This is a genomic window from Saccharopolyspora sp. 7B, from assembly GCF_020177435.1.
GTDB classification, from domain to species: Bacteria; Actinomycetota; Actinomycetes; order Mycobacteriales; family Pseudonocardiaceae; genus Saccharopolyspora_C; species Saccharopolyspora_C gregorii.
In genome coordinates this window covers 52,521-71,954 of sequence record NZ_JAIUKC010000035.1, presented here as the reverse complement: position 1 = coordinate 71,954, position 19,434 = coordinate 52,521, and the positions used below count along the sequence as shown (strand labels likewise).

Here is a 19,434-nt window from a genome sequence, read left to right as displayed (position 1 = left end):
GCGGTCAGCCCGCGGTGAACACCTCGCTGCCGCTGCTCTTGTCGATCAAGCGCCGCAGCGATTCCGGGGCGGTGGTCTCCTGCCCGATCCGGATCGTCTTGTTCGTGCCGTGGTAGTCGCTGCTGCCCGTCGGCACCAGGTCCAGTTCGGTGGCGAGCTCCCGCAGCTCCTGCCGGGTCGGCTCGTCGTGGTCCGGGTGGTCGACCTCGATGCCGGTCATGCCGCGGGCGGCCAGCTCCGCCACCACCTCGGCGTTCACCACCCGGCCGCGGGCGCGCGCGAACGGGTGCGCCAGCACGGTGACCCCGCCCGCGTCCGCGATCATCTCGATCGCCCGCAGCACGGGGGTGTCGGTGCGCGGCAGGTAGTAGCGGCCGCTGCTGCCCAGGTACCGGGCGAAGGCCTCGTCGACGCTGGCCACCATGCCGGCGCGCACCAGCTGCCGCGCCAGGTGCGGCCTGCCGCCCGGCGAGTCCGGCGGCAGCCCCGCCATCAGCTCGTCCGCGTCGACCGGGAAGCCCTCGGCCTCCATCCGCTCGGCCATCTCCCGCAACCGGCCGCGCCGCTCCGCCCGCAACCTCGACTGCTCGGCGACCAGCGCCGCGGACGTCGGGTCGAACAGGTACGCCAGCAGGTGGACGGTGATGTCGCGGCCGTTCCCGTCCGGGCACGTGCAGGACAGCTCCGCGCCCGGGACGACCCGGATCCGCCCGGCACGGGCGGCCACGGTGTCCGCCGCCTCCGCCCAGCCCGCCGTGGTGTCGTGATCGGTGATCGCGACGACGTCCAGCTCCGCTCCGATCGCCGCGTCGACGAGCTCCGCGGGCGTGTCGGTGCCGTCGGACTCGGTGGAATGGGCGTGCAGGTCGATGCGCAAGCGTGGCCTTTCCGTTCGGGCCGGTCCGTCGACCGGCGGCGGGCTGCGGTCGCCGCGGAGGTCACGCCGCTGCGGCGAAGGCCCGGCTCCTCGACCGGCCCGGCGGACCGGTCTTCCGCTGGGCACAGTCTCGCCGATGGTCCCGGTACCTCCCGAACCAGCCCACGAAGAAGAGCCGGGGGCGCGGGGGGGGCCCCCCCCCCCCCCCCGGCGGCGCCCCGGGGGGGGGGGAACCTTGGGGGGTTGTTTTGCCCCCCCCCCCGCCGGGGGGGCGGGCCCCCCCGGGCCCCCCCCCCCCCCCGCGCCCCGGGCCCCCCCCCCCCCCCCCCCCCCCCCCCCGGGGGGGGGGGGGCCCCCCCCCCCCCCCCGGCCTCGGCAGCGACCGGTTCAGCTCGGAAGCTTGGCCTTCTTCTTGCCCACCGCCGCGCGACGGGCCTTGAGCATGGAGAAACGCTCTTGCTGGGCCTTCTTCTCCCCGAACACCAGGTAGGAGATCGCGTCCTCCACCTCGTCCGGGTTGGGCACGTACTCGATCCGGTTCAGCGCCTGGATCTGCCCGGCCGACTCGACCACCAACGTGCCGTAGCCGAACATGCGCCCGGCGAGGGTCCGCTGGAAGGTCAGGTCGGTGACCTTCCCGATCGGCATCATCGCCACGTTGGTGGTGAAGATGCCCTCCGCGATCAGGAACCGCTTGTCGGTGACGACGATCCGCTCCACGTACCAGTCCAGCACCTGGTAGGTGAACCGGAGCAGCACGACGAGGCCCGCGTACCAGAGCACGTTCTGCGGCAGGCTCGTGTCCTGCGGCAGCAGTTGGGACACCATGACCACGCCGACCAGCAACCCGATCGCCTCGAACAGTTCCCAGACCAGGCTCGCCCAGTGTCTGCGGAGCCGGATGACCCGGCGTTCGGTGTCGAGCAGGTACTCGTCGGGATCCCTCGGCGCGAACACGTCAACCGCCCTTCGGCGCTGCTACACGAAGATGTTCTGCATGAAGGTGATGACCGCCTGCGCAGCCTCTTGGAGGCTTCCCAGGATGTTGTTCACCAGGTCACCGGCTTGCTGTGGGGCGGAGAAGAGGAAGAAGAGGAGGAACGCGACCCCGGCCCAAGTCAGGATCTTCTTAAGGTTCACTGCGATACACCCCGTCCGAAAAGCCATTGAACACGCTGGCGCCTGCCGATCTGTTGTACCGCACTCGGCGGCTGTAGGGCAGCATTGTCCCGCACTTGGGTCAGTCGTTAGCCGAACCGTCCGGATCAACTACCCTCCGTGTCGGTGAGCATAACCAACGGACCGCTGATCCGGTGCGTCGGCGCCGTCGTGCATGACCCGCGCGGACGATTGCTGCTGGTGAAACGGGCCAACGAGCCCGGCAGGGGCCGGTGGTCGGTGCCCGGCGGCAAGGTGGAGCCCGGAGAAACCGATCGTTCGGCGGTACGGCGCGAACTATCGGAGGAAACGGGACTCTCCGTGATCGTCGGCAGGTGGCTGGGGCGGGTGCTGCGCCCGGCCCCGACCGGGACGTTCGACATCCACGACTACGCGTGCCGGGCCGATGACGTGGTGCTTTCGCCCGGCGACGACGCGGCCGACGCGATGTGGGCGGATGCTGCGAGCTTTGCCACACTCGACGCCGAACACCGGTTGACCGACGGGCTCGCCGCGACCTTGCGGGGTTGGGGGCAGCTCCCGGGCCCGTCCGCCCGGAGCTGAAACCGGCGGATCCGGCGGTTCGCACAATCGGCGCGATCCGGGCGAAATCCAGGGCGTTCCAGGCGTGCGCGCGGCAGAAGTTCACCCGTTTCGCCGTGTCCCAGCACACCCGGCACCGCCGCCGCCCGTACCGAGAACGACGAGTATCGTGAACCGTTGGCCGGTCCGGACCACTCGCGCACGGCGAGTCGGGCAGAAGGAGGTGAGGGATTGTGAGCGGCGGTGCCGATAGCGCGCTTCCGAGTAGTACCAATCGCATCCCCGCCTGGGAGGCCTGCGGCTAGGCCGGTTCCAGGTGCCCATCGGCGCCGGTGGGGATGCGCGGTCGAGATCACCCGAGATCCGATTCCCGCCCTTGGAGGTCGCCGTGCCCAGCCTTCCCTCGCTCGGCCTGCGCAACCGCGCAGCGCGCCACAGCGGTCGCACCGCGCCCGCCCCCGCTTCCCCACCCGCTTACGTCGTGGACTGCGGCGTGTACGTGGACGGGGTGCGACTGCCCGGCGACCGGTCGCACGCCGAGGCGATCGACGAGGTGCGCAGGCGCGGCGCCGGGTTCGTCTGGATCGGGCTGCACGAACCGGACGAGGCGCAGCTCAACGGGCTGGCCGAGACGTTCGGGCTGCACGAGCTGGCCGTCGAGGACGCGGTGCACGCCCACCAGCGGCCGAAGCTGGAGCGCTACGACAGCACGCTGTTCATGGTGCTCAAGACGGTGCGCTACATCGCCAACGAGAAGCTCACCGCGAACAGCGAGATCGTGGAGACCGGTGAGCTGATGGCGTTCGTGGGCCGCGACTTCGTGATCACGGTCCGGCACGGCAAGCACGCCAGCCTCGCCCAGGTCCGCTCGCAGCTGGAGACCGACCCGGAGCAGCTGCAGCTGGGTCCGGCCGCGGTGCTGCACGGCATCGCCGACCACGTGGTGGACACGTACCTGGAGGTCACCGAGGCCATCCAGGACGACATCGACGAGATGGAAGCCGCCGTGTTCGCGCCCCGGACCAAGATCGAGGCCGAGCAGATCTACCTGATGAAGCGCGAGGTCATGGACCTGCGCCGCGCGGTGATGCCGCTGGCGAAGCCGCTGCAGCGGCTGGCCGAGGGCTACACGCCGATGGTGCCGGAGGAGGTGCGCTCCTACTTCCGCAACGTCGAGGACCACCTGACGACGGTGTCCGAGCGGGTGGCCTCGTTCGACGAGCTGCTGACCACGCTGGTGGACGCGACGCTGGCCAAGATCACGCTCCAGCAGAACACCGACATGCGCAAGATCTCCGCGTGGGTCGCGATCGTGTCGACGCCGACGATGATCGCCGGGATTTACGGGATGAACTTCGACAACATGCCGGAAGTGCACTGGACCTTCGGCTATCCGGCGACGCTGCTGGTGATGATGCTGGCCTGCCTGACGCTGTTCAAGATCTTCCGGCGGAACAAATGGCTGTGACCGCGTGCCGTAACGTTTTCGATCACCCGGGCGATGTAGTCCGCAGAGGCTCGACCGCCGCGGTTCCGCGCCGCGAGCGCTCTCCCCGAACGATTCGCCGCCGTGAGGATTCCGGTGCGCGTCGGGAAGAAGTGAGGAGGTAGTCATGTCGATCGTCGTGCGCCGCAGTGCGATGGGGCGGCGGGTGTTCACCCGCAGGCTGCCGCTGAGCGGATCGGGGAACGTGGCACCGGAGCGAAGTCCCAGGTCGCCGCGCCGGGGGCGAAAACCCGGTGCGATGTGGGACGCGCTGTCCGCCTCGCCGCGCACGCCCGCCGTGCGCTGATCACCGTTGCGGCACCGCCGCCCCCACATCGTGAGACGACATTCGCATCGATCATTCTCACGCTGCCGGGAGGCACCGCCATGACTCGTCTCGCCACCAACAAGCTCGCCCTGCTGACCACCCTGCTGATGGGGTGGATCCTGACGCTGTTCATCATCATCGCGCAGCAGGGCTGAATTCCCCGGGTCCACTGTGGACCTCGTTGATCGCATTCCCGTTCGGGTGATCCGCACGCGTTCGCGGATCACCCGTTGCGCGGATTCCCCGGTCGGCGCGCCGGAAAGCGGGTTAGAACTGTCCGCACCTGGAACCCCTTGAAATCGAGGAGTGGTGCGGATGTTCGCCCGCCCGGCCCGGTACGCCCGGTCGATCCTGCTGTGCTCGCTGTTGCTCGCCTCCGCACCGCCCGCCCACGCGGACGAGACCCGGCTCGACGCGCTCACCGCCGAGATCGTGGACCGCACCAACCAGGTCCGAGCCGAGGCCGGGTGCGGTCCGCTCGCACCCGCACCCGAGCTGGAGCACTCCGCGCAGGCGCACGCGGCGGACATGGCCGAGCAGAACTACTTCGCGCACTCCGACGCCGTCTCCCCCGTCCGGGTGCTGCCGCGCGCCGAGGTGCTGGGCGAGAACATCGCCGCCGGCAACGCGGCCGCCGCCGAGACCTTCCACCAGTGGATCACCAGTCCCGGGCACCGGGCGAACATCCTCGACTGCAGGTTCACCGGCATCGGCGTCGGCCACGCCTACGACCCGAGCAGCACCTACGGGCACTACTGGGTCCAGGAGTTCGCCGGCACCACCTGATCGCGCGGAGGGGGGGGGGGGGGGGGGGGGGGGGGGGGGGGCCCCGGGGGGGGGGGGGGGCGGGCGGGGGGGCGCCCGCGCCCCCGCCCCCCCCGCCCCCCCCCCCCCCCCCCCCCCCCCCCCGCGGCCGCGCTCATTCCTTGACCGCCCCGGACGTGAGCCCGGAGACGATGCGGCGCTGGAACAGCAGCACGAACAGCACGATCGGCACCGTGATCACCACGGCCGCGGCGGCGATCGTCCCGGTCGGGTCCTCGAACTGCGAGTCGCCGGTGAAGAACTGCAACGCCACCGGCACCGTGCGGGACGCCTCCGTCGACGTCAGCGAGATCGCGAACAGGAAGTCGTTCCAGCAGAAGATGAACACCAGGATCGCCGTGGTGAACACCCCGGGCGCCGCCAGCGGGGCGATCACCTTCCGGAACGCCTGCCCCGGGGTCGCGCCGTCCACGGTGGCCGCCTCCTCCAGCTGCCACGGGATCTCGCGGAAGAACGCGGACAGCGTGTAGATCGCCAGCGGCAGCGAGAACGTGGTGTACGGCAGCACCAGCCCCGGCCAGGTGTCGAACAGCCCGAGCGTCCGCTCGATCTCGAACAGCGGTGCGACCAGCGAGACCTGCGGGAACATCGCGATGAGCAGCGACACTCCCACCAGCGCCCGCTTGCCGGGGAAGTCCAGCCGCGCGATCGCGTAGGCCGCCATCGCACCCAGCACCACCGCGATCGCCGTGGAGATCAGCGCGATGCCGATCGAGTTGAGTAGCGCGCGCAGGAACTCGCCGGTCTGGAAGATCGCCGCGTAGTTCGCCAGCGTCCACTCCGCCGGGATGAACCGGCCGTCGCTGAGCCCCGCGGAGGTCTTGAACGACAGCGACACGATCCACAGCACCGGCACCAGCGCGTACGTCACCACCACCGCGTTGAGCACCGTCCACTTGGCGGTGTCGGCCGGTTTCCGGCTCATCGGCGGCCCCCGTCCTCGTCGGCGCCGGGCGCGGCCGCGCCGAACAGCTTCACGAACAGGAACGCGATCAGCGCCACCGCCAGGAAGATCAGCACCGACATGGTGGAGCCGATGCCGAGGTTCAACCCCTTGATCAGGTTGTTGTAGGCCAGCACCGACACCGAGGAGGTGTCCTGCGCGCCGTCGGTGAGCACCACGATGTTGTCGAAGACCCGGAACGCGTCGAGCGTGCGGAACAGCACCGCCACCAGGATCGCCGGCTTCATCACCGGCAGCATCACCTTCGTGAACCGCTGCCAGGGGGAGGCGCCGTCGATCCGCGCGGCCTCCAGCAGGTCCTCGGACACCAGCGCCAGTCCGGTCATCAGCAGCAGCGCCATGAACGGCGTCGTCTTCCACACCTCGGCCAGCACGATGATCGCCAGCGCGCTGCCGCGCTCGGTCAGCGGCGCGCCGTCGGTGACCAGGTTCGCCAGGTAGCCGGTGTCCGGGGTCCACGCGTAGCGCCAGCTGAACGCGGCGACGACGGTGACGATGCCGTACGGGATGAGGCTGACCGTGCGCACCAGGCCGCGCCCGAGCACAGCCCGGTGCATGATCAGCGCCAACGCCATGCCCAGCACGAACTCGATGACCAGCTGGGTGGCGACGATGAGCAGCGTGGTGCCGAACGCCGTCCACCAGTACTGGTCGGACAGCACCGTCAGGTAGTTCTCCAGTCCCACGAACTCGCGCTGGTCCGGGTACTTGAGGTCGTAGCGCTGGAACGACAGCCACACCGCGTGCAGGATCGGCCAGCCGGTGACGGCGAGCATCACCAGCGCGGCCGGTGCGCACAGCATCCAGCCGAGCCTGCGCTCGGCGCGCTTCGCCTGGTCGACGGCGGACGTCACGGCAGCACCCCCCGCGAATCCAGGGCATTCTGCACCTCGGTGCGGATCCGCTCGGCGGTGCGCGGCGGGTCGATCCGCGACGCCGGGGACAGCAGCTTCGACAGCACCGTCGAGACGTTCTGGTAGGCGGGCGTGATCGGTCGGATCGCCGGGTCCCGCAGCTCTTCCAGGATGGTGTCGCGCATCGGGTACTCGGCGGCCATCTCGGGTGCGGCGTAGACGGATTCGATGGTGGGTGGCACCCCGTCGTGGATCGCGGAGAACCGCTGGCTGTCCGGGCTGCGCAGGCACAGCGCCGCGTCGAAGGACGCCTGCGGGTTCGGCGAGTGGGCGCTGACGGCGAGGTTGAACCCGCCGAGGGTGACCTTGCTGGGCCGCGCCGGGTCGGAGCTCGGGTAGCGGGCCCAGCGGACGTTCCGCGCGATGTCCGGCGCGTCCTCCTGCATCGACGGGTAGACGAACGGCCAGTTCAGCTGGAACGCCGCGTCGCCCTGCTGGAACTCCAGCCGGACGTCGTCCTCCTGCGAGTTGGACATGGACCGGCTGGTCAGCCCGGAGTCGGCGAGGGCCTTGAGCTGTTCCAGCGCGCGCACCACGCCTTCGTCGACCACGGCGCGGGTGCCGTCGTCGGAGATCAGCTTCCCGCCCGCGGAGGCCAGCAGGGTGTTGAACTGCACCACGTAGCCCTCGAACTGGGCGCCCGGGACGAGGATCGTCGACGGCTCGCCCGCGGCCTCGAACCGCTTCGCCTGCTCGATCATCTCGTCCCAGGTGCGCGGAGGCCGGTCCACCACGTCGGAGCGGTACCAGAGCAGCTGCACGTTGGTGTTCTTCGGCGCCCCGAACAGCTTCCCGCCGTAGCGGGCCGAGGCCAGCGGTCCGGCGAGGGTGCCGTCCTCGGCTCGCCGCCGGTCCGCGCCGGTCCACTCGCGGACCCAGCCGGCGCGGGCGAACTCCGCGGTCCAGGTGGTGTCCAGGCCGAGCACGTCCATGCCGTCGTCCTGCGCGGCCAGCCTGCGCACCAGCTGCTCGCGCTGGCCGTCCGCGTCGCGCGGCAGCTTGTGGTAGACGATGCGGTACCGGCCGTCGGCCTGGTCGTTGCACCGGTCGACGACGGTCTGGAGGTTCTCCTCCGGCGCGTAGTACAGGTTGACGACGTCGTCGTGCCGCGGGGCCGCGCAGGCGCTCAGGGCCGAGACGGCCAGCACCGCCGTCCCGCACGCCGCGGCCAGCCGGACCGCGCCCCCAGCGCGTCTGCGCACCCTCACCGTGGTCGGACCTCCCGGTCTGCTCGCGCAGGTGCGCCCGAGGCCGAGTGCCCGCGCCCCGCCGCACGCCACCGCCGCACCGATGATCAGCGCGGTGACAGCAACCTAGGGCGCCGCCGACACCCGCGACAAGCCCCCAACCGTGCGCACCGCCGGTGTCCGCGAACGGTGCGGGGTCCCGACACGAGCGGAAGAGGCGTACAACTTTCCACACGCCGAGGAGGTGACCGATGAAGACGATGTCCTGCTCCGAGTTCCGCGCCGAGTACGCCGAAACGCTGAACTCCGTGGTCGACGACCGCGAGGAGGTCGTGATCACGAGGGCCGGGCACGAGCCGGTCGTCCTGGTCGCGCTGGACGACTACGAGTCGCTGAAGGAAACGGCCTACCTGTTCGAGAGCCCGGAGAACGCCCGCAGGTTGCTGTCCTCGATCGAACGGCTCGAGCACGGCGGGGGCGTCACGCGGGACCTCGTCGAATGAAGTTCGTCCGGGATGCGAACGCGTGGGCGGATCACGTCTGGTGGCGGAGCCAGGTCCGCAAGGTACGCACGAGGATCAACACGCTGCTCAAGGACGTCGAACGGAACGGGAACGAGGGCATCGGCGAACCGGAACCGCTCGAGCACGGGTTCCACGGGTTCTGGTCGCGCCGCAGCACCGATGAGCACCGCTTGGTCTACCGGGTCCAGGAGGACCAGATCCAGATCGCCGCCTGCCGCTACCACTACGACGGCTGACCGCCGTCCGCCAGAATGCTCCGCCGCGGCGGGACCCCGGACGAGCCCCGGAGAGACGAGCTCACGGGGACGCTTGCGGGCGCATCGCCAGGTGCGCGAGGAGGTTCCGGCCGTGCTCGGCGTGCCGGGGCTGGGCCAGCACGTCGTAGCGCCCCGCGACCAGCTGGCTCGCCGAGGAGAAGTCCCGCCGCCCGCGCATCGCCGCGTACCCGGCGGCGGCGAACCCGACGCCGATGAGGATGCCGCCGCCCAGTCCGGCCAGCATCGAGCTCAGCGCGCCGGTGCCCTGCGGCGACGCGATGCTCATGACCAGGCCGATCAGCAGCCCGATCCACGCCCCGGAGGCCGCTCCACCGGCCAGCACCTTGCCCCAGGTCAACTTGCCGGTGACCCGCTCCACGAGCATCAGGTCGACACCGACGATGGTCACCTCCCGCACCGGGAAGTCCGAGCCGGCCAGGTGGTCGACCGCGCGCTGCGCCTCCTCGTACGTGCCGTACGAGCCGATCGGCCACCCCGTCGGCGGGGTGGGCATGCTGCTCGGTGAACCCGGCGCCGGCCGAGCCGAGCCGGAAAACGGGTAGGACACCGCTGACACCTCCGTGGAGCGCACTTCCTGGCGGGACCGGCAGGAGCCCGATTCGTCCCCTATCGTCCCCACCTCCAGGCTACCCCGACACCTCGGGCCGGAGATCGTCTTGGGTGGCGGGGCGCAGCGACCACGGCCGCAGCTCCACCCGGCCGCCGGTGACGTTCCACGCGCCGCGGCGCGCCGCCCGCCGATCCGCCCACCAGGCGTAGGCCAGGATCGCCGCGATGAACGGCAGCACGTCGCCGACGGGGAAGTCCCCGGCCTGCTCCACCCCGGGTACCCCGCCGAGGCCGCCGACGAGCAGGCTCAGCGAGTTGTTCACCACGTGCAGCGCGATCGCCGCCTCCAGGCCGCCGGTGCGCACCACCAGCCAGCACATCGACACCGCCATCACCAGCAGCTGGCACCACACCAGCGGATCGGTGTAGCCGTGGCCGAGCAGGAACAGCAGCGAGGTCAGCGCGATCGCGGGCCACGGGGTGCGGAACCAGGCGCTCACCGCCTGCAGCAGGAACCCGCGGAAGGCGAACTCCTCGGCGGCGCTCTGCACCGGCACCACCACCAGCGCCAGCAGCGCCACCCGCCCGTAGTCGGCCCAGCCGGGGAACCCGGGGCCGAACGAACCCCCGGTGACCCAGGTCAGCAGCGCCGAGACCGCGAACGCGACGGCGAACACCGCGAGGGCGGCGAGCAGGCACTCCGCCGACCACCGCCGGCGGAACCGGCCGGTGACCCCGATCAGCTGCCGCGGGCTGCGCCGCTGCACCCACAGCGCGGTGAGCACCGCCGCCGGGATCAGCGAGACCAGCGCCCCGAAGGAGACGAACAGCAGCACGAACGGATCCCGCACCAGCGCCTCGACCGACTCCGGGTCCCGCACGAGCGCCGCGATCCGCACGTCCCCGAAACCCGCCGGGTACAGCACGAACGCGGCCAGCACCAGCATGGCGACCAGCAGCAGCACGAAGGCCAGCACCGCGAACACCAGCAGCGCCACCAGCGGCCGCCACCAGCGGTGCCGGGCGTCGCGGGCGAGCAGCTGGTACGGGACGCCTGCCTGCACCGGGCCGGCCGGGTAGTCGCTCACCTCGCTGATCATAGTGTTCGGGGGCCGGCGGCCGGTTCGCCGCGAACCACCTCCGATCGGGCGGAACCGGTGCCGCCCGCCGTCCCGGACCGCTCGGCGCCGTGCTCGGGGCGCGGGCGGGGCCGCAGCAGGTCCACCGTGGACAGCAGCACCATGTGCGCGTAGGCGGCCGCGATCGCGGTGGGCACCAGCCACCCGACCTCGCCCACCGGCGGGTCCACCAGCCACAGCGCCGTGGTGAACACGGCCGCCGACAGCAGCGCCGCCACGGCCCGGCCCCACGGCCGCAGCCCCAGCGAGAGCAGGAAGTTCACCGCCACGGCCGTCAGCACCAGCCCCTGCGGTCCGAGCGTCAGCCCGGTGTCGGCGATCCACACCACCGCCGCGGTCACCACCACCGCGGTGATCGCGGCAGGCAGCCAGCGGGCCGCGCCCCGGCCCCGGCTCAGCGACCGGAAGCCCAGCCACAGCGCGGAAGCGGCGACCACGATCAGCGCCAGCAGCACACCCGCGTTCATCTGGAACGGATCGAAGGTGAACGGCCGCAGCGCCGCGACCGCCGAGGAGTCCGGCGGCAGCACCGCGATCCGGTCCCCGGCCGACGCGCCCGGGTACCAGCCCATGCAGTAGGTCGTGCCGTCCGGATCCGCCGGCGGCACGGCCGGGCAGCTCAGCGAGACCTCCCGCGGGAACAGCGCATCGGATCCGGCCGGGGCCACCCCGCTGAGCACCACGGCCGTCGCGCCGAGCAACGCCGCCAGCGCCACGCGGCGCGGCGCGGCGACCGCGAGCACCGCCAGCAGCAGCACCGGCTTCACCACGGTCGTCGCCACCCGCCCCAGCAGCCGCAGCACGCCCGCCGTGCCCGGCCGCACCGCGCGGTAGGCCACCAGCCCGGCCCGGGTCGCCATCGAGGCGAGCCGGGGCTCGCCGAGGTCCGCCACCCGCTCGCGGCCGACCGAGTAGCGCCGCACCTCGTCGGCGAGCGGCTCCGGTTCGGGGATGTCCGGCAGCGCGGGCTCGCCCGGGTCGGCGCCGGGTGCGACGGTCGCGACGAACGGCACCTCCTGGGCGGCGATCGTCCAGTGCAGCCGTTCCACGACGAGTTCCTTGGTGCGGGTCAGCGGGTGCTCGTCGACCGGGTCGGCGAACATGGCCGCCAGCTCGGCGCGCACCTGGTCGGCGTGCCGCTCCCACAGCTCGGCCAGGAACGCCCGCCACCGCTCGGAACCGGCGGCGTCGCCGAGCTCCGCGCGGGTCGGGGTGGTGACGATCTCCCGCAGCCGGTCCGCGATGCCCTCCGGGCCGAGGCCGCCGCTGTGCCGCAGCAGCCGCGCCGGGACCAGCAGCAGCCCCACCAGCGCCGACGCCGAGTCGAGCCGCCCCCACATCCAGTCGTTCGCGCGCCACCGCGCGGACAGGAACGCGCCGAAGTTGCCCAGGTCGCCACCGCGCACCTTGTCCTCGACGTGCAGCTCGCCGCCGGTGCGCAGCGCGTCGAACGGCAGCGGGGAGCGCGCATCGCTGACGACGCGCAGCAGGTTGATCCGGTCGCCCGGCGAACGGCCGACGTCCAGCGGCGCGGTCAGCACCACCAGCGCGCGGAGCACGGCGGCGCGCCGCTCGGTGCGCTCCAGCAGCGCGTAGCCGACCTGCTCGGGGGAGGCGGTGCGCTCCGGGGCGTGCCCGGGCGAGCGCGCCCCGGACCGCTCGCCGTCCCCGCGCGGCGGAGCCGCGGCGGCGAGCCGGTCGGCGATGCGGTGCAGCACCACCCGCGCCTCCGCCACCGCGTCCACCCCGTGCTCGTCCTCGGGCACCGCGTCGGCGCCGGAGGACTCGGCGATCGACGAGAGCTCGGCGGCGAACTCCTCCAGCGCGCGCTGGAACCGCTCCCCCCGGTCCACCTCGTCGAGCACCGCGCCCAGCAGCGGCCGCACCGGGGACGGCAGCCGGTGCTGCAGCCGGTCCCGGCGGTCGGCGACCCGCAGCACCCAGTCCGACATCTCGCCGAGCTCGACGATCGGTTCGTGCCGGGCGCCGTCCACCCAGTACCGGTCGGCGTGGCCCTCCAGGACCTGGGCGAAGGTGCGCAGCCGGTACAGCTCCGATTTGCAGCGCCCGATCACCGGCAGCTGCTCCGCCTCGGCCCAGCGGCCGATGTCCCGCGCCCAGTCCAGGCACTCCTGCACCCCGGAGTGCAGCCCGCGCACGTCGTCGAACACCCGCCCCGGTTCCGCCGCCGCCAGCCCGGCCAGCCCGTCGCCCAGCCGACGCCCCAGCACGGTGCGGACCTGCGGGGACCAGCCTTCGAGGGGTTCGCCCACCACCGGCGGCAGCAGCCTGCCGTCCTCGCTGCCCGCGGGTTCGACCAGCAGCCGCACCACCGCCTGGGCGTCCAGCTCCGCGCGCACCACCGCGTACTCCGCTTCGACCCGCGCGGCCTGGGCCAGCAGCTCCGCTTCGCGGACGGCGGGGGCGGCGGCCAGCAGCGGCGCGAACACGGACCTGCGGCGCAGTTCGGTGCGCTGCACCGCCGCGTTGTGCTCGTCGAGCGCGTGGATGTCGGCCAGCAGCGACTCCTGCGACATGCGGGCGCTCATCGCGGTGGAGGCCACCGGTAGCGCCAGCTGCCTGCTCAGCGGCCTGCCCTCGCCGACCGTCTCCGGTTCCGGGTTGAGGTACAGCAACCAGCGCGAGCTGGGCCGCTCGGTGGGCACCGCGGCCATCGCCTCCACGGCCGCGGTCACCGGGATGTTGTCCAGCACCCCGCCGTCGATCACCCGGTACGGGCGCGGATCGGTGGTCGTCTCGGAGAACACCCCGAGCATGTCCGGTTGTCCGGCCGGTGCCCCGCCGATGCTCGCGTGCACCTGCGCCGGTTCGAACGCGAACGGGAACGAGGAGGTGGCGCGCGCCGCCTGCGCCATCCGCAGCGCGGTCGCCGGGAAGTCGGGGCCGGTGCCGAAGTCCGACAGCGGCTGCCCGGAGCGACCGCGGTGCCGGAACCGGAACATGGCGGTGCGGCGCTGCTCGACCAGCGGCCCGGAGCGGCCGTCGAAGTGCCGCTCCAGCACCGGGTCCAGCAGGGTCGCGGTGAGCAGCAGGTCCAGCCGGGACCCGAGGTTGCGGGCGTCCCGCGGATGCGGGGTGAGCTCGGTGATCAGCCGGGCCAGTTCGGCGCGGAAGTAGTCGTCGCCCTCCAGCAGCGAATCGGGCCTGCGGTGCCAGAACTTCGGCACCGCGCGGCTCATCGCCTCCAGATCGGCGAGCCGCACCCACAGCTCGCGCATGTCCTCGAACGGCATGCCGTAGACGATCGAGGCGGCCAGCAGCGTCGCGTTCAGCCCGCCCGCCGACGCCCCGGCGAGCACGTCCACCGACACCGAGTCGTAGCCGGCGAGCCCGGCCAGCGCCGCCCACGGGTGCTCGGCGTCCACATCGGTCCGCTCCGCCCGGGGCGGTTCGACCCGTCCCGCCCGGTCCGCGGCCGCCCGGTCCACGGCCGGCCGGTCCGACCGGGACGTCGCGCAGCGCAGCAGGTCGATCTCGGCGACGGCACCGCCGATCCACACCGCGAGGCTCGCCCCGCCGCGCATCGCCAGCGCCAGCCGGAGCTCCTGGTCGTTCTCCGCGCCGGTCCGCGACACCGCGTCCGGTTCGCGCTCCCCCGGTTCGCCCACCGGTTCCTGATCCGCCACGTCGCCGCCCCCTCGGTCGACCCGCACGCCGGGGCCGGTTCGTCCAGCGGCGGCTCCGGCGATCACTGTTGATCAGAACGTACCGCGCCGCACCGGCCCCGGGATCGCCCACACGGGCGGTGCGGCGCAGGTCATCACCCGGTGGGCGGGGTCCAGCGGTCGGTGCGGGACATGCCCGCGGCGCGGCCCTTGCCCGCGATGACCAGCGCCATCTTCCGGGAGGCCTCGTCGATCATCTCGTCGCCGAGCATCGCCGCGCCGCGCTTGCCGCCCGCCTCCGAGGTGTGCCACTCGTAGGCGTCCAGCACGTTCTCCGCGTGGTCGTAGTCCGCCTGGCGCGGCGAGAACAGCTCGTTCACCGCGTCCACCTGCGCCGGGTGCAGCACCCACTTGCCGTCGAAGCCCAGCGCCGCCGAGCGTCCGCCGACCCGCCGCAACCCCTCGACGTCCTTGATCGCCAGGTACGGTCCGTCGATCGCCTGCACGTCGTGCGCCCGCGCCGCCACCAGCATCCGCATCAGCACGTAGTGGTAGGCGTCGCCCACGTCGTAGCCGGGCGGCTGCTCGCCGACCACCATGGACCGCACGCCGATCGAGGCCATGAAGTCGGCGGGGCCGAACACCAGCGCTTCGACGCGCGGCGATGCCGATGCGATGGCGTCCACCTCGGCCAGTCCGCGCGCGTCCTCGATCTGCGCCTCGACGCCGATCCGGCCGACCTCCAGGCCGGTGGCGCGCTCCACCTGGGTCAGCGTCAGGTCCAGCCAGCGCACGTGGTCCGGCGTGGACACCTTCGGCAGCACGATGGTGTCCAGGTTCTCCCCGGCGGTCTCCACGACCTCCACCACGTCCCGGTAGGTCCACTGCGAGGTGAGGTCGTTGACCCGCACCGAACGGATCTTGCCGTCCCAGCCGCCCTCGTTCAGCGCGGCCGCGACCCGGCCGCGGGCCTCCGCCTTCGCCAGCGGGGCAACGGCGTCCTCCAAGTCCAGGAAGAACGAGTCCACCGCCAGTCCGCGGGCCTTGTCGATCATCTTGGCGCTGGAACCGGGAACGGCCAGGCAGCTGCGGCGGGCACGTCGGCGATCGACCACGGGGAACCTCCTCATCGGGCACGGGCACCCAGCTCTCTACCACGGCCCGCACCGCACCGGCTGTGACCCCGGTCGCCGCGACTGCCCGGCACCGGCCCGGCGACTAGCCTGATCAGCGTGGCAGCCACAACCAGGGTCTTCGCGGCGCGGGTCGCCGGGCTCGCCGTGTTCGGCCCGGACGGCGAGTCCATCGGCAAGGTGCGCGACGTCGTCGCCGGGCTGCGCGCCGCCGGGCAGCCGCCGCGGATCCTCGGCCTGGTGATGGAGATGGCGGCGCGGCGGCGGATCTTCGTGCCGATGCTGCGGGTGGTGCGCGTCGAGCCGAACGCGGTCACCCTCGCCACCGGCTCGGTCAACACCCGCCAGTTCCACCAGCGGCCCAACGAGGTGCTGGTGCTCGGGCAGCTGCTGGACGCGAAGGTCACCCTCGCCGCCACCGGCGCCTCGGCGGTGCTGGTGGACGCGGCGCTGGAGCAGACCCGCACCCGCGACTGGCGGATCAGCAGGCTCGCGGTCCGGGAGCGCACCGGGCGGCTCGGCAGGCGCGGTCCGGTGCAGGTGGTGGAGTGGGACCAGATCACCGGGCTCGCCGCCGCGGAGCTCACCGACCGGCCGCAGGGCGTGGCGCAGCTGCTGGCCCTGCTGGACACGATGCGCGCCGTGGACGTGGCCAGCACGCTGCACGAACTCCCCGCGAAGCGCCGCTACGAGGTGGCCGAGGCGCTCGACGACGAACGGCTCGCCGACGTCGTGGAGGAACTGCCCGAGGACGACCAGAAGGACCTGATCGGGCACCTCGGGGAGGACCGGGCCGCGGACGTGCTGGAGGCCATGAGCCCCGACGACGCCGCCGACCTGCTCGCCGAACTGCCCGAAGTGGACAAGAACCGGCTGCTGGAGCTGATGGAGCCCGCCGAGTCCGCCCCGGTGAAGCGCCTGCTCGCCTACTCGGCGGACACCGCGGGCGGCCTGATGACACCGGAGCCGGTGGTCCTCGGCCCGGACGCCACCATCGCCGAGGCGCTCGCGATGGTGCGCAACGCGGAGCTGCCGGTGGCGCTGGCCAGCATGGTCTTCGTCTGCCGCCCGCCGTCGGCGACGCCCACCGGCCGCTACCTGGGCTGCGTGCACATCCAGCGGCTGCTGCGCGAACCGCCGTCGACGCTGGTGGCGGGCGCGCTGGACACCACCCTGGCGAGCCTGCCGCCGACGGCGACGCTGGCCGAGGTGACCCGCTACTTCGCCGCCTACAACCTGGTGTGCGGTCCGGTGCTCGACGACCAGGAGCACCTGATCGGCGCGGTCACGGTGGACGACGTGCTCGACCACCTGCTGCCGGAGAACTGGCGGGAGAGCGGGCTGCCCGACGACCGGAACTCCCCGGACGCACCGAAAGCGAGCGACGATGCCTGAACTGCTGTCCCGGCGGCGGCTCGACCAGCCCCGGATGCCGCGCCGGTTCACCGTGGACTTCGACCCGGAGCTGTTCGGCCAGATCTCCGAACGCGTGGCCCGCTTCCTCGGCACCGGCAAGTTCCTGTTCTGGATGACGGTGTTCGTGATCAGCTGGATCGCGATGAACCTGTTCGCGGTGGGCCTGCGCTGGGACCCGTACCCGTTCATCCTGCTGAACCTGGCGTTCTCCACCCAGGCCTCGTACGCGGCGCCGCTGATCCTGCTGGCGCAGAACCGGCAGGACGACCGGGATCGGGTGTCGCTGGAGGAGGACCGCGCGCGGGCCGAGCAGACGAAGGCCGACACCGAGTACCTGGCGCGGGAGCTGGCCGCGCTGCGGCTGGCGATCGGCGAGGTCGCCACCCGCGACTACCTGCGCGGCGAGCTCGACCGGTTGCGCGACGAGCTGCCCGGCACCGAGAGCGCGGGCGCGCGGCGCCGCCGCCAGGGCGCGGAGGGCCGCGAGGACGCGTGATCGCGCGGCGGCGAACGCGCGATCAGGCCTGGGCGCGCTGCCCCGGCGGGGCCGGAACGCCGCCGGCGGCGAGCTTCTCGCAGGTCCGGGCGAACTCCTCCAGCTCCCGCGGCTCGGTCACCGAAAGGAAGTACTGGGTCACTCCACCGAGGTGCGTTCTGGATGCGGTGCGCAACCGGCCTTCGCCGGCCTCGGTGATCACCGCGAGCACCCCCCTGCCGTCCGAATCGACCCGGACGCGACTGACCAGACCGATCCGCTCCAGGCGGTCGACCAGTCTCGTCACGCCGGACCTGGACAGCAGCACGGCGTCCGCGAGCTCGGTCATGCGCAGCCTGCGCTCGGGCGCTTCGTAAAGCGCGTGCAGCACGTCGTAGGCGGCCAGCGTCAGCCGCTGCTCGGCGATCAGATCTCCTTCCAGGCAGCGCGTGACGCGGGCGTGCGCGCGCAGGAAGGTTCGATAGGCCAGCAGCTCGCCACGAGTGGGTAATCGATCAAGACCCGTCTCGGTCACGATGAGTGATACTACGGAGGGCAGTCACACGAATGCGAAGCGCCCCCGCATTTCCCAGATGTGAGCACGTCGGGGCCGGTGCCTGGAATAAACCAGCGCACAGGGCTGTTCCGCCACCTCCGAGCGCACCCGCGGACGCGATCCGGACGCCCCGGCGGGCCGTCACGCGCTGCGCACCTCGCCGGTGTTCCCGGAGCTACCGGCCCGTAACATCGACGGTCGGCCCGTAGCATCGAGGGCAAGCACAGCCGCAGGAAGGGTCGGTGTCACCGCAACCGTGACCAGCACGCACTCCGCTCCCACCGAAGAGGCCGTCCGCCAGGCCCTCACCCAGGTCGAGGATCCGGAGATCCACAAGCCGATCACCGATCTCGGCATGGTCAAATCCGTGGCCGTCGAGGACGGCGCGGTCGCCGTCGGCGTGTACCTGACCGTCCAGGGCTGCCCGATGCGGGAGACGATCACGCAGCGGGTCGAGACCGCGGTCGGTGCCGTCGAAGGCGTGCGGGCGGTGACCGTCGAGCTCGACGTGATGAGCGACGAGCAGCGCTCCGAGCTGCGCAAGAAGCTGCGCGGCAACGCCGACGAACCCCGCATCCCGTTCGCCGAACCCGGCTCGATGACCCGCGTGTACTGCGTGGCCTCCGGCAAGGGCGGCGTCGGCAAGTCCAGCGTCACGGTGAACCTCGCCGCCGCGATGGCCAAGCGCGGGCTGTCGGTCGGCGTGGTCGACGCCGACATCTACGGCCACTCGGTCCCGCGGATGCTCGGCTCGGGCGGCAAGCCCACCCAGGTCGAGAAGATGATCATGCCGCCGCAGGCGCACGGCGTGAAGGTCATCTCCATCGGCATGTTCACCCCCGGCAACACGCCCGTCGTGTGGCGCGGGCCGATGCTGCACCGCGCCCTGCAGCAGTTCCTCTCCGACGTCTTCTGGGGCGACCTGGACGTGCTGCTGCTGGACCTGCCGCCCGGCACCGGGGACATCGCGCTGTCCACCGCCCAGCTCATCCCGAACGCCGAGATCCTCGTCGTCACCACTCCGCAGCAGGCCGCGGCCGAGGTCGCCGAGCGCGCGGGCGCCATCGCCATGCAGACCCGGCAGCGGCTCGCCGGCGTCGTGGAGAACATGTCCTGGATGGAACTGCCCGACGGGCAGCGCATGGAGGTCTTCGGCAGCGGCGGCGGCCAGATCGTGGCCGACTCGCTGAGCCGCGCCGTCGGCTCGGAGGTCCCGCTGCTGGGCCAGGTGCCGCTGGACACCCGGCTGCGCGAAGCGGGCGACAGCGGCACTCCGCTGGTCGTCGAGGCCCCCGAGTCGCCCGCCGCGCAGGTGCTCACCGACGTCGCCAAGCGCCTGTCCACCCGCGCCCGCGGCCTCGCCGGTCAACTCCTGTCGGTCTCCCCGGCCTGATCGATCCGCGAGCGTTCAGGAGAGGTCGCCGCCGCGCGGGCTCACCGCGGTCGCTGCGCTCGC

General features: G+C 72.4%; 20 protein-coding genes. 9 read left to right on the top strand and 11 right to left on the bottom strand.

The genetic code is table 11. The features are described 5' to 3' along the window. Positions 1–4: 4 nt before the first annotated feature. From LCD33_RS07480 to LCD33_RS07470, 3 genes are all read right to left on the bottom strand, one after another. Positions 5–877 (bottom strand): PHP domain-containing protein, encoded by an 873-nt coding sequence (locus tag LCD33_RS07480; protein WP_224956018.1) that lies wholly within the window; start codon positions 875–877, stop codon positions 5–7. A gap of 387 nt (positions 878–1,264) precedes the next feature. Next, positions 1,265–1,834: a PH domain-containing protein gene (locus LCD33_RS07475; RefSeq protein ID WP_224956019.1), complete on the bottom strand. Its 570-nt coding sequence runs from the start codon at positions 1,832–1,834 to the stop codon at positions 1,265–1,267. Positions 1,835–1,855: 21 nt separating this feature from the next. Next, positions 1,856–2,017 (bottom strand): hypothetical protein, encoded by a 162-nt coding sequence (locus LCD33_RS07470; protein WP_224956020.1) that lies wholly within the window; start codon positions 2,015–2,017, stop codon positions 1,856–1,858. Positions 2,018–2,161: 144 nt separating this feature from the next. Between LCD33_RS07470 and LCD33_RS07465 the strand changes: the two genes are divergently transcribed. From LCD33_RS07465 to LCD33_RS07450, 4 genes are all read left to right on the top strand, one after another. Continuing rightward, the gene (locus tag LCD33_RS07465; protein ID WP_224956021.1) at positions 2,162–2,599 is read left to right on the top strand and encodes an NUDIX hydrolase; all 438 of its coding nucleotides are present in this window, start codon (positions 2,162–2,164) and stop codon (positions 2,597–2,599) included. Positions 2,600–2,966: 367 nt separating this feature from the next. Further along, the gene (corA, locus tag LCD33_RS07460; protein WP_224966093.1) at positions 2,967–4,046 is read left to right on the top strand and encodes a magnesium/cobalt transporter CorA; all 1,080 of its coding nucleotides are present in this window, start codon (positions 2,967–2,969) and stop codon (positions 4,044–4,046) included. 145 nt (positions 4,047–4,191) lie between these two features. Further along, positions 4,192–4,371: a hypothetical protein gene (locus LCD33_RS07455; RefSeq protein ID WP_224956023.1), complete on the top strand. Its 180-nt coding sequence runs from the start codon at positions 4,192–4,194 to the stop codon at positions 4,369–4,371. Positions 4,372–4,707: 336 nt separating this feature from the next. Beyond that, entirely contained in the window at positions 4,708–5,178 is a 471-nt protein-coding gene (locus tag LCD33_RS07450; protein WP_224966092.1) for a CAP domain-containing protein, read from the top strand. Between the two features lie 133 nt (positions 5,179–5,311). Here the strand turns inward: LCD33_RS07450 and LCD33_RS07445 are convergent, their stop codons facing one another. Genes LCD33_RS07445 through LCD33_RS07435 form a run of 3 tightly spaced genes read right to left on the bottom strand, consistent with a single transcriptional unit; the run spans position 5,312 to position 8,297 of the window. Continuing rightward, on the bottom strand, positions 5,312–6,142 hold the full coding sequence (locus LCD33_RS07445) for a carbohydrate ABC transporter permease (protein ID WP_224956025.1): 831 nt from the start codon (positions 6,140–6,142) through the stop codon (positions 5,312–5,314). After that, a complete protein-coding gene (locus LCD33_RS07440; protein WP_304612886.1) occupies positions 6,139–6,984 on the bottom strand; it encodes a carbohydrate ABC transporter permease in 846 nt (281 codons plus the stop codon). Before LCD33_RS07440 ends, LCD33_RS07445 begins: the two co-directional genes overlap by 4 nt. Positions 6,985–7,031: 47 nt before the next feature. Next, positions 7,032–8,297 (bottom strand): ABC transporter substrate-binding protein, encoded by a 1,266-nt coding sequence (locus tag LCD33_RS07435; RefSeq protein WP_224966091.1) that lies wholly within the window; start codon positions 8,295–8,297, stop codon positions 7,032–7,034. A gap of 236 nt (positions 8,298–8,533) precedes the next feature. Between LCD33_RS07435 and LCD33_RS07430 the strand changes: the two genes are divergently transcribed. Both LCD33_RS07430 and LCD33_RS07425 read left to right on the top strand, forming a co-directional pair. Beyond that, a complete protein-coding gene (locus LCD33_RS07430; RefSeq protein WP_224956028.1) occupies positions 8,534–8,785 on the top strand; it encodes a type II toxin-antitoxin system Phd/YefM family antitoxin in 252 nt (83 codons plus the stop codon). Further along, positions 8,782–9,042 carry a Txe/YoeB family addiction module toxin gene (locus LCD33_RS07425; protein ID WP_224956029.1) on the top strand — a complete coding sequence of 87 codons (261 nt, stop codon included), beginning with the start codon at positions 8,782–8,784 and terminating at the stop codon, positions 9,040–9,042. The genes LCD33_RS07430 and LCD33_RS07425 overlap by 4 nt, the downstream gene beginning before the upstream one ends. A gap of 61 nt (positions 9,043–9,103) precedes the next feature. On the opposite strand, the gene LCD33_RS07420 is transcribed toward LCD33_RS07425, so the two are convergent. The 4 genes from LCD33_RS07420 to LCD33_RS07405 all read right to left on the bottom strand — a co-directional run bounded on the left by LCD33_RS07420 (position 9,104) and on the right by LCD33_RS07405 (position 15,528). Beyond that, positions 9,104–9,631 (bottom strand): general stress protein, encoded by a 528-nt coding sequence (locus LCD33_RS07420; protein ID WP_224956030.1) that lies wholly within the window; start codon positions 9,629–9,631, stop codon positions 9,104–9,106. 79 nt (positions 9,632–9,710) lie between these two features. Next, the gene (locus tag LCD33_RS07415) at positions 9,711–10,721 is read right to left on the bottom strand and encodes a CPBP family intramembrane glutamic endopeptidase (RefSeq protein ID WP_224956031.1); all 1,011 of its coding nucleotides are present in this window, start codon (positions 10,719–10,721) and stop codon (positions 9,711–9,713) included. Between the two features lie 8 nt (positions 10,722–10,729). Beyond that, positions 10,730–14,419: a patatin-like protein gene (locus LCD33_RS07410; protein WP_224977648.1), complete on the bottom strand. Its 3,690-nt coding sequence runs from the start codon at positions 14,417–14,419 to the stop codon at positions 10,730–10,732. Between the two features lie 134 nt (positions 14,420–14,553). Then, entirely contained in the window at positions 14,554–15,528 is a 975-nt protein-coding gene (locus LCD33_RS07405) for a CoA ester lyase (RefSeq protein WP_255617149.1), read from the bottom strand. Positions 15,529–15,630: 102 nt separating this feature from the next. On the opposite strand from LCD33_RS07405, the gene LCD33_RS07400 reads away from it, so the two are divergent. Further along, entirely contained in the window at positions 15,631–16,926 is a 1,296-nt protein-coding gene (locus tag LCD33_RS07400) for a magnesium transporter MgtE N-terminal domain-containing protein (RefSeq protein ID WP_224956034.1), read from the top strand. After that, on the top strand, positions 16,919–17,443 hold the full coding sequence (locus tag LCD33_RS07395) for a DUF1003 domain-containing protein (RefSeq protein WP_224956035.1): 525 nt from the start codon (positions 16,919–16,921) through the stop codon (positions 17,441–17,443). The genes LCD33_RS07400 and LCD33_RS07395 overlap by 8 nt, the downstream gene beginning before the upstream one ends. 22 nt (positions 17,444–17,465) lie before the next feature. Here LCD33_RS07395 and LCD33_RS07390 read toward each other — a convergent pair whose 3' ends face one another. Further along, on the bottom strand, positions 17,466–17,957 hold the full coding sequence (locus LCD33_RS07390; protein WP_224956036.1) for a MarR family winged helix-turn-helix transcriptional regulator: 492 nt from the start codon (positions 17,955–17,957) through the stop codon (positions 17,466–17,468). Positions 17,958–18,234: 277 nt separating this feature from the next. Between LCD33_RS07390 and LCD33_RS07385 the strand changes: the two genes are divergently transcribed. Continuing rightward, complete coding sequence (locus LCD33_RS07385; RefSeq protein WP_224956037.1) at positions 18,235–19,371, top strand: Mrp/NBP35 family ATP-binding protein; 1,137 nt, start codon at positions 18,235–18,237, stop codon at positions 19,369–19,371. Positions 19,372–19,434: the final 63 nt, after the last annotated feature.

Excerpts from the sequence above, each read along its gene's own strand:
- LCD33_RS07455 (WP_224956023.1), top strand. The coding sequence starts at position 4,192 with ATGTCGATCGTCGTGCGCCGCAGTGCGATGGGGCGGCGGGTGTTCACC.
- LCD33_RS07450 (WP_224966092.1), top strand. The coding sequence starts at position 4,708 with ATGTTCGCCCGCCCGGCCCGGTACGCCCGGTCGATCCTGCTGTGCTCG.
- LCD33_RS07445 (WP_224956025.1), bottom strand. The coding sequence starts at position 6,142 with ATGAGCCGGAAACCGGCCGACACCGCCAAGTGGACGGTGCTCAACGCG.
- LCD33_RS07440 (WP_304612886.1), bottom strand. The coding sequence starts at position 6,984 with ATGCTGTGCGCACCGGCCGCGCTGGTGATGCTCGCCGTCACCGGCTGG.
- LCD33_RS07430 (WP_224956028.1), top strand. The coding sequence starts at position 8,534 with ATGAAGACGATGTCCTGCTCCGAGTTCCGCGCCGAGTACGCCGAAACG.
- LCD33_RS07425 (WP_224956029.1), top strand. The coding sequence starts at position 8,782 with ATGAAGTTCGTCCGGGATGCGAACGCGTGGGCGGATCACGTCTGGTGG.
- LCD33_RS07405 (WP_255617149.1), bottom strand. The coding sequence starts at position 15,528 with ATGAGGAGGTTCCCCGTGGTCGATCGCCGACGTGCCCGCCGCAGCTGC.
- LCD33_RS07395 (WP_224956035.1), top strand. The coding sequence starts at position 16,919 with ATGCCTGAACTGCTGTCCCGGCGGCGGCTCGACCAGCCCCGGATGCCG.